This is a genomic window from Enterocloster clostridioformis (assembly GCF_020297485.1).
Taxonomy (GTDB): Bacteria; Bacillota; Clostridia; order Lachnospirales; family Lachnospiraceae; genus Enterocloster; species Enterocloster clostridioformis.
Genome location: NZ_JAIWZC010000001.1, coordinates 752,481 through 764,726 on the forward strand (window position 1 = coordinate 752,481; position 12,246 = coordinate 764,726).

14 protein-coding genes are annotated in these 12,246 nt (G+C 50.7%); all 14 read left to right on the plus strand.

The genetic code is table 11. From position 1 onward, the window contains the following. The first annotated feature begins 1 nt into the window (after window position 1). The 14 genes from LA360_RS03410 to radC all read left to right on the plus strand — a co-directional run bounded on the left by LA360_RS03410 (window position 2) and on the right by radC (window position 12,242). Window positions 2-343 (plus strand): Wadjet anti-phage system protein JetD domain-containing protein, encoded by a 342-nt coding sequence (locus tag LA360_RS03410; RefSeq protein ID WP_225537287.1) that lies wholly within the window; start codon window positions 2-4, stop codon window positions 341-343. 122 nt (window positions 344-465) lie between these two features. After that, window positions 466-1,824: a citrate/2-methylcitrate synthase gene (locus LA360_RS03415; RefSeq protein ID WP_112483278.1), complete on the plus strand. Its 1,359-nt coding sequence runs from the start codon at window positions 466-468 to the stop codon at window positions 1,822-1,824. A 164-nt stretch (window positions 1,825-1,988) separates the two neighbouring features. After that, complete coding sequence (locus tag LA360_RS03420) at window positions 1,989-2,852, plus strand: MerR family transcriptional regulator (protein ID WP_022201836.1); 864 nt, start codon at window positions 1,989-1,991, stop codon at window positions 2,850-2,852. A gap of 128 nt (window positions 2,853-2,980) precedes the next feature. After that, window positions 2,981-3,325 carry a YlxM family DNA-binding protein gene (gene ylxM, locus LA360_RS03425; protein WP_022201837.1) on the plus strand — a complete coding sequence of 115 codons (345 nt, stop codon included), beginning with the start codon at window positions 2,981-2,983 and terminating at the stop codon, window positions 3,323-3,325. Window positions 3,326-3,369: 44 nt separating this feature from the next. Continuing rightward, complete coding sequence (ffh, locus tag LA360_RS03430) at window positions 3,370-4,746, plus strand: signal recognition particle protein (RefSeq protein ID WP_022201838.1); 1,377 nt, start codon at window positions 3,370-3,372, stop codon at window positions 4,744-4,746. A 100-nt stretch (window positions 4,747-4,846) separates the two neighbouring features. Then, window positions 4,847-5,089, plus strand: a complete 243-nt coding sequence (rpsP, locus tag LA360_RS03435) for a 30S ribosomal protein S16 (RefSeq protein ID WP_002583195.1) — start codon at window positions 4,847-4,849, stop codon at window positions 5,087-5,089. 19 nt (window positions 5,090-5,108) lie between these two features. Then, window positions 5,109-5,336 carry a KH domain-containing protein gene (locus LA360_RS03440; RefSeq protein ID WP_002567740.1) on the plus strand — a complete coding sequence of 76 codons (228 nt, stop codon included), beginning with the start codon at window positions 5,109-5,111 and terminating at the stop codon, window positions 5,334-5,336. Between the two features lie 70 nt (window positions 5,337-5,406). Next, complete coding sequence (gene rimM, locus LA360_RS03445) at window positions 5,407-5,919, plus strand: ribosome maturation factor RimM (RefSeq protein ID WP_022201839.1); 513 nt, start codon at window positions 5,407-5,409, stop codon at window positions 5,917-5,919. A 154-nt stretch (window positions 5,920-6,073) separates the two neighbouring features. Next, window positions 6,074-6,709, plus strand: coding sequence for a YcxB family protein (locus LA360_RS03450; protein WP_022201840.1), 636 nt, complete (start codon window positions 6,074-6,076; stop codon window positions 6,707-6,709). 82 nt (window positions 6,710-6,791) lie between these two features. Continuing rightward, on the plus strand, window positions 6,792-8,855 hold the full coding sequence (gene mutL / locus LA360_RS03455; protein ID WP_057571161.1) for a DNA mismatch repair endonuclease MutL: 2,064 nt from the start codon (window positions 6,792-6,794) through the stop codon (window positions 8,853-8,855). A gap of 16 nt (window positions 8,856-8,871) precedes the next feature. Beyond that, window positions 8,872-9,831 (plus strand): tRNA (adenosine(37)-N6)-dimethylallyltransferase MiaA, encoded by a 960-nt coding sequence (miaA, locus tag LA360_RS03460; RefSeq protein ID WP_022201842.1) that lies wholly within the window; start codon window positions 8,872-8,874, stop codon window positions 9,829-9,831. A gap of 29 nt (window positions 9,832-9,860) precedes the next feature. Then, window positions 9,861-11,156, plus strand: a complete 1,296-nt coding sequence (locus tag LA360_RS03465) for a methionine gamma-lyase family protein (protein ID WP_022201843.1) — start codon at window positions 9,861-9,863, stop codon at window positions 11,154-11,156. Window positions 11,157-11,250: 94 nt separating this feature from the next. After that, window positions 11,251-11,502, plus strand: coding sequence for a DUF4321 domain-containing protein (locus LA360_RS03470; protein ID WP_002567735.1), 252 nt, complete (start codon window positions 11,251-11,253; stop codon window positions 11,500-11,502). Window positions 11,503-11,546: 44 nt separating this feature from the next. Further along, entirely contained in the window at window positions 11,547-12,242 is a 696-nt protein-coding gene (radC, locus tag LA360_RS03475) for a RadC family protein (RefSeq protein WP_112483280.1), read from the plus strand. Window positions 12,243-12,246 lie beyond the last annotated feature (4 nt).

The window sequence follows — 12,246 nt, forward strand, 5'->3', positions numbered from 1 at the left end:
TATGAACGCACCGCTGGAATGTATTATCCGAAAATGCGAGATTCATCTGGAACGGGTTCTGTCCAGCATCCGGACTTCCTGCGGGACGACCTATCTCCACACCGGCGACTTGGATTATGGAGGAGTCAAGATATTTCAATATATTAAGAAACGCATCTTCCCAAATCTGCAGCCGTATCTCATGGATACACAAACGCATGAACAGTATAAGGCATACGGTGAACCCATAGAAACCAGTAAACTGGAAAAATTGCAGCGGACCACCGAACCGCTCCTTCAGCCCCTCATAGACAAAATCTGTGCTGAAAAACAGGTGATAGAGCAGGAATCTTTCCTGTTTTGAACTTATATTTATACAAAAAAAGTTTGCAAAATATCTTAAAATGGAATAAAATAGTAAGAATACCACTTTTACAGGAGGAATTTTATAAGAGAAAATCAAACAGTCGAAAGGAGAGGTTCTGCATGATTGAAACAAAGGAATTTATGGACAACTTGAGCCAGTGGTCAGACATTTGTCTGAGTGATGAGAGGATTGATTTGGAGCTGTATGAAAAGTACGACGTGAAGCGGGGGCTCCGTGATAAAAACGGAAACGGTGTGGTAGCGGGTCTGACGAAGGTGTCCAAAATCGAAGCCAACAAAGTAGTGGATGGAGTAAAGGTTCCCTGCGAAGGAAAACTATTTTACAGAGGTTATAATATCTATGATTTGATTGGCGGGGTAGTGAGAGAAAACCGATATGGTTTTGAAGAAATTGCATACCTGCTTCTGTTCGGAGAACTTCCTAATGCAGATCAGCTTACAAAATTTAAAGAAAGCCTGGCATTCAGCCGTACACTTCCCACAAATTTTGTCCGTGATGTAGTAATGAAAGCACCGACAAAAGATATGATGATATCCTTAAGCAAAAGTATTCTTACCCTGGCTTCCTATGACGAGAAGGCCTGGGATATTACCGTTCCCAATGTACTCAGACAGTGCATGATGCTTATCAGCGTAATGCCCATGCTGGCTGTGTATGGCTACCATGCCTATAATCATTATGAGAGGGACGGCAGCATGTACATTCACCGCCCGGACGAAAATCTCTCTACAGCGGAGAATCTGCTCCGCCTTCTGAGGCCCGACATGAAATACTCACAGGTGGAAGCCCATGTGCTGGATTTGGCGTTAATCCTGCATATGGAGCATGGCGGCGGCAACAACTCCACCTTCACCACCCATGTGGTTACATCCTCAGGCACAGATACATATTCCGTCATCTCCGCGGCCCTGGCCTCCTTAAAGGGACCCAAGCACGGCGGAGCCAACATCAAGGTAGTGGAAATGATGCAGAATTTAAGGAACGAGGTAAAGGATGTAACGGACAGGGATGAGGTGGAATCCTATCTGAAGAAACTGCTTCACAAAGAGGCATTTGACCGCAAGGGCCTTATCTATGGAATGGGCCATGCAGTGTATTCCAAGTCAGACCCCCGTGCCGAGATTTTCAAACGCTTTGTGCGCCAGCTTTCAGAGGAAAAAGGCCGTATGGAAGAATTTGCCCTCTATTCCATGATTGAGGAGCTGGGCCCCAAGGTTATTACCGAGGAACGCAGAATCTACAAGGGCGTCAGTGCCAATGTGGACTTCTACAGCGGATTTGTATACAGCATGCTGGATATCCCGGAAGAAATGTTCACGCCAATCTTTGCAATTGCCAGAATTGTGGGATGGAGCGCACACCGCATTGAGGAATTGATTAATATGGATAAGATTATCCGTCCTGCCTATACAAGCATTATGAAGGAAGAGAATTACAAGCCTCTCTGCGACCGATAATAGGAATCATTCCTGAATCTATAGGTGTAAAGATATTATCAGGACGGATGATTGACTTTGAAAGGGAAAACTAAACAGTTTTCCCTTTTTATATACAATTTCCCTTGACTGTACAGCTGCTGGATACCTTATAATCAAATCATAAACAGAAAGGAGATGGGCTTATGAAGATGAAAGAAGCTGAAATACGTTCAGGCCTGGACCGGAAGAATATACGTTACTATGAGAGCGAGGAACTTCTGGCTCCCCGGCGCACGGAGGGAAACCGTTACAGGGATTACAGCGAGGAAGATATAGAGCGTCTGCTGGAAATCCGTTTTCTGCGGCAGCTGGGAATCCCCATCCGGGATATCCGCGGATTTTTTGAGGGTAGGCTGACCTTAAGCGAACTGATGCGCATGCGCCTGGACCGGATTGATGGGGAAATGTCTCAGTTAAAGAAGCTGGAACAGATGTGTGCCAGACTGGAAGAACAGCAGACGCTGAAACCCTCGGTCGTGGAACAATGTCTGGAGGAAATCAGCCGTGAAGATGGCGAAAACACCTGGCTGGAGGATATCAGGAAAGACTGGAAGATGTTTCAGAAGGAACTCCACTCCCAGTACATCTATTTTGAACCTGAGGGGGAAATCCTGACGCCGGAAGACTTTGCGCGGGAGACAGCCCTTTACGCGGCCAGAAGGAATCTGAATTATGAGACGATCCGGCTGGAATCCACCTGTGCCCTGGTCCGGCTGGAGGGAATCGCTTATCAGGCTTCCTTTACATTCGGTCCCAGCTTCCGCCTTGCCAGGCTTCCCCTTGTGAAGCTGGTGCGGTGCACGCCGCCTCCCCACAGTGTTTCCAAGGGAAAATACCTGTTTTTTGTACTGCTTCCCACCATCCTGATGTTTGGCAGTATCCTGTTCTGCCTCATTGACAGCCAGGTTGGCGCCCGTTTTTCAGGGATATACCGAACGCTTATTATAGGATGCTTTATCGCTGCCATACTGCTGATATCCGTAAACAAAAATGTCTATTACCAGTGACAGGAAAATGTGTACCACTGCCGCTGTCATATTTTGTTGATGTATCTTGCTGCTGATTTTTTTGGATTGTCAAGTAAAAATGCTTGACAATCCTTTTTCTATCGTGTATGATAGCACAGGTGGTTGAAATGGAAAAGATTGTGGAGCAGGGTTTGTTATATGATTTTTATGGAGAACTGCTGACAGAACATCAGCGCAGGGTATACGAGGACGTGGTGTTCGGTGACCTTTCCCCCAGCGAGATAGCGGGAGAGCAGGGAATCAGCCGTCAGGGTGTCCACGATTTGATAAAAAGATGCGACAAGATACTAAAGGATTATGAGGCCAAGCTTCATCTGGTAGCCAAGTTCATGAAAGTCAAGGAGATGGCCGGTGAGCTGGAACGTCTCTCTGATGAATGCATACGCACCAGGGATATGGCCCTCATTGACCAGATTCGGCGATTGTCCGCGGAAATCACCAGCACACTTTGATGAGTGATTCATTAAACGCAGTGCAGCCTTAGGAGGATTATTTCATGGCTTTTGAAAGCTTATCCGATAAATTACAAAATGTATTCAAAAACCTTCGCGGTAAAGGCCGTCTTTCAGAAGCCGATGTAAAAGCCGCATTAAAGGAAGTAAAGATGGCGCTTCTGGAAGCAGATGTAAGCTTCCGCGTGGTAAAGCAGTTCATCGGGTCCGTTCAGGAACGGGCAGTGGGCGAGGACGTATTCGGAAGCCTGACACCGGGACAGACCGTCATCAAAATCGTGACCGAGGAGCTGGTAAAGCTCATGGGTTCCGAGACGACTGAGATTTCCTTAAAGCCCTCCAGCGAAATCAGCATCATCATGATGGCTGGTCTCCAGGGCGCAGGCAAGACCACGACCACGGCCAAGATTGCAGCCAAGATGAAGGCAAAGGGACGTAAGCCCCTGTTAGCTGCCTGCGACATCTACCGGCCGGCTGCCATAGAGCAGCTGCAGATTAACGGCGACCGGGTAGGCATTCCGGTATTTTCCATGGGAAACAAAAACAAGCCTGTGGACATTGCCAAGGCAGCCGTGGAACACGCATCCAAAAACGGCCTTAACGTGGTCATTCTGGATACGGCGGGACGTCTCCACATCGATGAAACCATGATGGATGAGCTGGTGGAGATAAAGGACAATCTGGATGTCTGCCAGACCATACTGGTGGTGGACGCCATGACCGGCCAGGACGCGGTGAATGTGGCCGGTACATTTAACGATAAGATAGGTATTGACGGTGTCATCCTCACAAAGCTGGATGGCGATACCAGAGGCGGTGCGGCCCTTTCCATCCGCGCAGTCACAGGTAAACCGATTCTATATGTTGGTATGGGCGAGAAGCTGTCCGACCTGGAACAGTTCTACCCGGACAGAATGGCTTCCAGAATCCTGGGAATGGGCGATATCCAGTCCCTGATTGAGAAGGCGGCTGCCGAGGTGGATGAGGAACAGGCCAAGGAGCTGAGCCAGAAGCTGCGCAAGGCGGAATTCGATTACAATGACTTCCTGACCCAGATGCAGCAGATTAAAAAGATGGGCGGTATGGGAAGTATCCTTTCCATGATGCCGGGCATGGGAAACCAGCTGTCCGGTGCGGATATGGATGAAGGTGAGAAATCCATGCACAGAGTAGAGTCCATCATTCTCTCCATGACAAAAGAGGAGAGGGCCAATCCAAACCTCATAAACCCTTCCAGAAAACAGCGCATTGCAAAAGGCGCCGGCGTGGAGGTCAGCGAGGTCAACCGTCTGGTAAAACAGTTCGACCAGATGAAGAAAATAATGAAGCAGATGCCGGGCCTTATGGGCGGCGGCAAGCGAAAAGGCGGATTCGGCGGTCTGGGAGGACTGCTGGGCGGCAAGATGAAGATGCCCTTTTAGGACACTGAATGCTGACAATACAATCCGCAGACCAGGCTAGTCAAACAGGAATACTCCTGTATGTCTAATATAAGAACAATTCACAAGGAGGTGAAATCACATGGCAGTAAAGATGAGATTAAGAAGAATGGGACAGAAGAAGGCTCCTTTCTATAGAATCGTAGTTGCTGATTCCAGATCCCCAAGGGATGGCAAGTTCATCGAGGAAATCGGCACTTATGACCCAACCAGGGAACCAAGTGTCATCAAATTTGACGAGGAAGCAGCTAAGAAGTGGTTAGCAACAGGTGCACAGCCAACTGAGACCGTAGGAAAGCTCTTAAAAATCGCCGGCATTCAGTAGTTGAAAATGAGGTGTTAAGATGAAGGAATTAGTCGAAGTGATTGCGAAAGCACTGGTCGATAACCCAGAAGAAGTTGTTGTTACCGAATCAATGAAGGGCGAGGATACCCTGATTGAGCTTAAGGTGTCCCCCGCCGACATGGGCAAGGTCATCGGCAAGCAGGGCAGGATTGCAAAGGCAATCCGTTCCGTTGTCAAGGCCGCTGCGTCCAAGGAAGACAAGAAAGTAATCGTTGAGATTCAGTAAGCAGACAAGTTGAGGACCGCTGGCCGCAGGGCTGGCGGTTCATTTATTGCCACAGAAAGGTGACAGGTGTATGGAAAACATGCTGAGAGTGGGAGTCATAACCTCCCCCCACGGAATCAAAGGGGAAGTAAAGGTATTCCCCACCACGGATGACGCCAAACGTTTCAAAGAGCTGAAGGAAGTCATCCTTGACACTGGAAAAGAGCATATTCCCATGGAAATCGAACATGTGAAATTCTTCAAGAACATGGTCATCCTCAAATTCAAGGGATATGACAATATAAATGAAATAGAAAAATATAAGTCCAGGGACCTGCTGATTACCAGGGAGCAGGCCGTGGACCTTGCGCCCGATGAGTACTTCATCACGGATCTGATTGGACTCGCCGTGGTATCAGACCAGGGCGTGGAACTGGGAACCCTTAAGGATGTGCTGGAAACAGGGGCTAATGATGTGTATGTGGTTGCCATGAAGGACGGAAAGGAACTGATGCTTCCCGCCATCGGTGACTGTATCCTGAATGTGGACCTGGAACAGATGCGCATGGAGGTCCATGTTCTGGAGGGGCTTATGGATTTGTAATGCCCTTGACCCGGCAAGGCCCATGGTTCTGTAAAAAGGGCTTGTGTTTTATCTGGTTTTGTTGTATATAAAGAGAGGGGATAAACCGTACTGCATTATGTAATGCAGTATTGGGGCGGAAGGCCGCCGGTGCAGCAAGGAAAAGGAATCTGATATGATAACAGAAGACCGGCAGACTGAGACGCAGTCCGTCTGCTATACGGTTGACATGAAGATGAACCAGGAATCATTGTACCATATGGTTTCCGTGGAAAAACATTTGAATCCGTCTGCACCCCTTTGGGTGTGGCTTACCTTAACGGCTCTCTTATGGACATGCCGCGCCGGCTGCGTAATTTCCATTCTCCTGCGCATATTTGGCATTTTTCACTCCCTTACCGCTGCCATTATCTTCCTGATTCTGGCGTATCTGGTCCGCACCGGGGGACCGGGCTTCATCCGCAGCGGCCTCTTTAATTCAGACCGTTCCAACCGGATGCAGCTGGACACTGCATGGAAGCGTTTTCTTGTCAAAAATGGAGAACCCCTTACAGTGACCTATGAATTTTACCGGAATTATTTCAGAACTTCCGGAGGCAGGGCAGTCCACGCATACAGCCAGATATCCCACATATGCGAGACACCGCGCTGCCTGGTGTTGTATACCATGGACCACGGCGGCTATCTGCTGGATAAGAGACAGATGGGCGCTGTCTGCATAAACGGCCTGCGGACGTTTCTCTCAGAGCGTTCCGGCAAGTCGGTGAAATGGATACAGGTCAGGGATTATATACCTGTAAAAAGCAACTGATAAAGCCGGCCCTGGCATCTAAGATTGGGGCCGGCTTTTAGAGATACTTTTTGGCTGAGAACAGACAGAAAGGAACTTTAATATGGCCAACATAACTGTTTTAGACCAAAGCACTATCAATAAAATTGCGGCCGGCGAGGTCATTGAACGGCCGGCTTCCGTAGTGAAGGAGCTGCTGGAAAACGCCATCGACGCCCATGCCACCGCCGTAACCGTGGAAATCAAGGACGGCGGCTGTTCCATGATTCGCGTCACTGACAACGGATGGGGCATCCCGAAGGAAGAGATTCCCCTGGCATTCCTGCGCCACGCCACAAGTAAAATCAAAACAGTGGAGGATTTGTTCACCATATCCTCCCTGGGCTTTCGCGGCGAGGCCCTGGCCAGTATAGCGGCCGTGGCCCAGGTGGAGCTGATTACAAAGACAGGGGACAGCCTTACCGGTTCCCGGTACCAGATTGAAGGCGGGGTTGAGAAGGGACTGGATGAAATAGGCGCCCCTGAGGGAACCACCATCATTGCCCGCAGCCTGTTTTACAACACGCCTGCCCGGAAGAAATTCCTTAAGACTCCCATGACGGAGGGAGCCCATGTGGCGGCCCTGGTGGAAAAGATTGCCCTTTCCCACCCGGATATTTCCATCCGATTCATACAGAACAATCAAAATAAGCTCTATACCTCAGGAAACCACAACCTGAAGGACCTGATATATACTGTATTCGGACGGGAGATTGCGGGAAACCTTCTCCCGGTGGAAATCAACGAGGACTGGATTACAGTCACCGGATTTACAGGCAAGCCGGTCATAGCCAGGTCCAACCGGAATTACGAGAATTATTTCATCAATGGCCGTTATATCAAGAGCACCATCATATCCAAGGCCATTGAGGAGGCATATAAACCCTATATGATGCAGCACAAGTACCCCTTTACCATGCTGCATTTCCATATTGAGCCGGATACCCTGGACGTGAATGTGCATCCCACAAAAATGGAACTGCGTTTTGCCGATGGGGAGAAGGTGTATAATGCAGTGTTAAGGGCTGTCAGCAATGCCCTGGCCCACAAGGAGCTGATTCCCCAGGTAAGCCTGGAGGCCAGGCAGGAAAAGGAGGCCAGGCAGCTGGCAGAGAAGCTGGCTCCCCGCCCGGAGCCCTTCGAGGTGCGCAGACGGGAGAACTTAAGCCGGAAAACCGCTGCAAACTCCGGCCAGGTGCGCCCCGGCGGCCCATCCTCCTCCGGTTCTGTTTACGCCCAGTCAGCCCCGCCCAGGCCCTCCTTTGTCAATGAGCTGATGCCTGACTGGCTGAAGGAGAGAAAAAAAGAACAGGAAAACCGTCCAGTCTCACCGGCCGCCCTTAATTCTCTGAAGGGAACCTGCAAGACAGAGCTTCCGGTCCGGGAGGACCGTATGGATACGGATACAGAAAAAGGTGCCGGTGTAAAAAAAGGTGCTGGTACCGTAAATTCTGACACACCTGATACCGCTTCCGGCCAATCCGCCGGCAGCTCCGCTGAGCCGGAACAGCTGGACCTGTTTGACGGAAAGCTTTTGGACCCCAAGGCCAGATTGAAGCACAAGCTTATCGGCCAGCTGTTTGACACCTACTGGATGGTGGAGTACAACGAACAGCTGTTCATTATTGACCAGCATGCCGCTCATGAAAAGGTGCTCTACGAGAATACCGTAAAGTCCTTAAAGACGCGGCAGTATGACATGCAGATGGTGGACCCGCCCATTATCCTCACACTGAACATGAATGAAGAACTTCTCCTGAAGAAATACATGGATTATTTCACAGGAATCGGTTTTGAGATAGAACCCTTTGGCGGCAGGGAATACGCGGTGCGCGGTGTGCCTGCCAACCTGTTTTCCATTGCCAAGAAGGAACTGCTGACAGAGATGATCGACGGGCTTTCGGAGGATATGTCTGTACATAACCCGGACATTATCTATGAAAAGGTGGCCTCCATGTCCTGCAAGGCAGCAGTTAAAGGACATCATACCATGTCCTTCCAGGAGGCCAATGTGCTCATTGACCAGCTTCTGGACCTGGAAAATCCCTATGCCTGCCCCCACGGCAGGCCTACCATCATCTCCATGAGCAAGTATGAGCTGGAGAAAAAATTTAAACGCATTGTCTGAAAGGAGCCTTTATCATATGAAGCAGCCGCTCATTGTCCTCACAGGACCCACGGCAGTGGGAAAGACCGCCCTTTCCATCCGGCTGGCAAAGGCCGTTGGCGGGGAAATCATCAGCGCGGATTCCATGCAGGTATACAGACACATGGATATCGGCTCAGCCAAGGTGACTCCCATGGAAATGGACGGCGTTCCCCATTATCTCATTGACGTGCTGGAGCCACAGGAGTCCTTTAACGTGGTCACCTTCCAGCAGATGGCCAAGGAGGCCCTGAGGGAGATTTACAGCCACGGCCGCATCCCTGTCATTGCCGGAGGAACCGGTTTTTATATACAGGCCCTGCTGTACGATATTGATTTTAAGGAAAATGAGGACAGCAGCCCTGTCCGCAGGGAACTGGAAGCCCTGGCTGAGCGGGAGGGAGAGAGGGCGCCCCAGGTCCTTCACGCCATGCTCCGCCAGGCGGACCCGGAGGCAGCCGCTCAAATCCATGCCAACAATATAAAGCGTGTCATCCGGGCCATTGAATACTACCGCCAGACAGGGGAGAAGATTTCCCTCCATAACCAGCAGGAGCGGGAGAAGGAATCCCCCTACAATTTCCTCTACTATGTTCTGAACACGGACCGGGCCCTGCTCTATGAGAGAATTGACCGCAGGGTAGACCTGATGGTGGAGCAGGGACTGGTGGAGGAAGTTAAGGCATTGAGGGATATGGGCTGCCGGAGAGGCCATACCTCCATGCAGGGACTGGGATATAAGGAGATTCTGGACTATCTGGAGGGCAGATGCAGCCTGGAGGAGGCTGTATATATACTGAAGCGCGATACAAGACATTTTGCAAAACGCCAGCTTACCTGGTTCAAACGGGAGAGAGAGGTGCGTTTTTTGAATCTTCCTGAGTTCGGAGGGGATGTTTCAAAGGTCCTGGAGCGGATATTAGAGGATTGCGCAAAGCAGGGAATCGTGCTACAATAACAAACCGGAAAACGGAGGATTAAAAACCAATGGATATAAATGAAATGAACCAGATGTACGAAAGCCTTGGCATCAGACGGGAAGTCAGGGAATTTGCGGCAGAAACGGAACAAGCGCTGAAGGAACGCTTTGAGGCCATTGATGCGGTGGCGGAATACAATCAGATGAAGGTCATCAAGGGAATGCAGGACAACCGTGTCAGCGACATCCACTTTGCAGCCACCACCGGCTACGGTTACAATGACCTGGGACGTGATACCCTGGAGGATGTGTACGCCAGCGTATTCCACGGTGAGAGCGCCCTTGTGCGCCCTCAGCTCATGAGCGGCACCCACGCCCTTCATGTGGCCCTGTCAGGCAACCTGCGTCCCGGGGACGAGCTTTTGTCGCCTGTGGGCAAGCCATATGACACCCTGGAAGAAGTCATCGGAATCAGGGATTCTGTTGGATCCCTTAAGGAATACGGGGTGTCCTACCGCCAGGTGGATCTGTTTGAGGACGGTTCCTTTGACTATGAAGGCATTGCGGCAGCCTTAAATGAAAAGACAAAGCTGGTGACCATACAGCGTTCTAAGGGCTACGCCGCCCGTCCCACTTTGTCTGTGAAGCGGATTGGAGAATTGATTTCCTTCATCAAGAACATAAAACCGGACGTCATCTGCATGGTGGACAACTGCTACGGAGAGTTTGTGGAAACCATTGAGCCAACCGATGTGGGGGCGGATATGATTGTGGGTTCCCTGATTAAAAATCCCGGCGGCGGACTGGCTCCCATCGGCGGTTATATTGTGGGCAGGAAGGACTGTATAGAACGGGCCTCCTATCGCTTAAGCGCTCCCGGACTGGGTAAGGAGGTGGGAGCCAGCCTGGGGTTAAACCAGCAGCTCTACCAGGGACTTTTTCTTTCACCGGTTGTGGTGTCGGGAGCACTGAAGGGCGCCATATTCGCAGCCAGCATTTATGAGCGCCTGGGCTGCGCAGTGGTGCCGAACGGCAGTGAATCCCGTCATGACATCATCCAGGCCATCACCTTTGGCACCCCTGAGGGAGTCATATCCTTCTGCAGGGGAATCCAGGCAGCCGCGCCGGTGGACAGCTATGTGACGCCTGAACCATGGGACATGCCGGGATACGACAGCCCTGTTATTATGGCGGCAGGCGCTTTTGTCCAGGGCTCCTCCATTGAGCTCTCAGCTGACGGCCCCATTAAGCCGCCTTATACCGTGTATTTCCAGGGGGGACTGACCTGGTACCACGCCAAGCTGGGAATACTCAAGTCATTACAGCAGCTGTCGGATGACGGGGTTTTGAAAATCTTAAGATGACACCCCGGGAAACTTATGGTAATATATACTAATTAGGCCGAACCCGGGTCCTGCGGACCAGGGGCTTGGCCTGGCTGACCGGAGGGTAAGACACATGCATTACAAGAATTTCTGGATACTTTTAATCATGCTGCTGGCAGGCATTGTCCTGGGTGGCTTCATGGGACAGCTGGCAGAAGGGATTTCCTGGCTGAACTGGCTGAATTTCGGACAATCCTTTGGGCTGGATTCGCCTCTGGTAATTAATTTCGGCATCCTGGTCATCACCTTCGGACTGACCATCAAGATTACCATGGCCAGCATCATCGGCGTGGCAGTGGCACTCATCATTTACCGGTATATATAATTTTCCTGACTTTGTGCTTGGAGAGGTGCGTAGTTAGGAGAGAGATGGAAAGAATAAGAATTAAGGATTTGCCCCACAAGGACCGCCCCTATGAAAAATGTCTGAGTCTGGGTCCGGACAGCCTGTCCGACACAGAGCTTCTGGCAGTCATCCTGCGCACCGGAAGCAGGGAGGGAAACTCCCTGGACCTGGCAGACAGCCTGCTGGCTCTTGGAAGCCCCGGAGACGGCCTTCTGGGCCTTTTGCACCACTCCCTGGATGACTTTATGGGAATCAAGGGCGTGGGGAAGGTAAAGGGGGTCCAGCTGCTTTGTATAGGAGAGCTGTCAAAACGAGTCTGGAAGCGGAAGGCCAGCGAGCATGCCCTTTACTTTGGGCATCCGGAGGAAATATCTGACTATTATATGGAAGATATGCGCCATCTGGAGCAGGAGGAAATCCGCGTCATGTTCCTGAATACAAAGCAGGCCATGATTCGTGATCAAATCATGGCCAGAGGGACGGTAAACGCATCTGTCATGACGCCCCGGGAAGTACTCATAGAGGGGCTCAGGTGCCGGGCCGTGTCCATGGTGTTGGTTCACAATCATCCCAGCGGAGATCCCACCCCCAGCAGAGCGGACATGCTGCTCACCAAACGTCTGAAGGAAGCGGGAGAATTGGTGGGAATCACACTGATCGATCATGTTGTCATCGGAGACAGGCGCTATCTCAGTTTCCGCGAAGAGAATTTAATGTAAGAGG

What these genes read in the sequence shown, in the direction of transcription:
- LA360_RS03410 (WP_225537287.1), top strand. Translation starts at nt 2, where the DNA reads ATGAACGCACCGCTGGAATGTATTATCCGAAAATGCGAGATTCATCTG.
- LA360_RS03415 (WP_112483278.1), top strand. Translation starts at nt 466, where the DNA reads ATGATTGAAACAAAGGAATTTATGGACAACTTGAGCCAGTGGTCAGAC.
- LA360_RS03420 (WP_022201836.1), top strand. Translation starts at nt 1,989, where the DNA reads ATGAAGATGAAAGAAGCTGAAATACGTTCAGGCCTGGACCGGAAGAAT.
- ylxM (WP_022201837.1), top strand. Translation starts at nt 2,981, where the DNA reads ATGGAAAAGATTGTGGAGCAGGGTTTGTTATATGATTTTTATGGAGAA.
- ffh (WP_022201838.1), top strand. Translation starts at nt 3,370, where the DNA reads ATGGCTTTTGAAAGCTTATCCGATAAATTACAAAATGTATTCAAAAAC.
- rpsP (WP_002583195.1), top strand. Translation starts at nt 4,847, where the DNA reads ATGGCAGTAAAGATGAGATTAAGAAGAATGGGACAGAAGAAGGCTCCT.
- LA360_RS03440 (WP_002567740.1), top strand. Translation starts at nt 5,109, where the DNA reads ATGAAGGAATTAGTCGAAGTGATTGCGAAAGCACTGGTCGATAACCCA.
- rimM (WP_022201839.1), top strand. Translation starts at nt 5,407, where the DNA reads ATGGAAAACATGCTGAGAGTGGGAGTCATAACCTCCCCCCACGGAATC.
- LA360_RS03450 (WP_022201840.1), top strand. Translation starts at nt 6,074, where the DNA reads ATGATAACAGAAGACCGGCAGACTGAGACGCAGTCCGTCTGCTATACG.
- mutL (WP_057571161.1), top strand. Translation starts at nt 6,792, where the DNA reads ATGGCCAACATAACTGTTTTAGACCAAAGCACTATCAATAAAATTGCG.
- miaA (WP_022201842.1), top strand. Translation starts at nt 8,872, where the DNA reads ATGAAGCAGCCGCTCATTGTCCTCACAGGACCCACGGCAGTGGGAAAG.
- LA360_RS03465 (WP_022201843.1), top strand. Translation starts at nt 9,861, where the DNA reads ATGGATATAAATGAAATGAACCAGATGTACGAAAGCCTTGGCATCAGA.
- LA360_RS03470 (WP_002567735.1), top strand. Translation starts at nt 11,251, where the DNA reads ATGCATTACAAGAATTTCTGGATACTTTTAATCATGCTGCTGGCAGGC.
- radC (WP_112483280.1), top strand. Translation starts at nt 11,547, where the DNA reads ATGGAAAGAATAAGAATTAAGGATTTGCCCCACAAGGACCGCCCCTAT.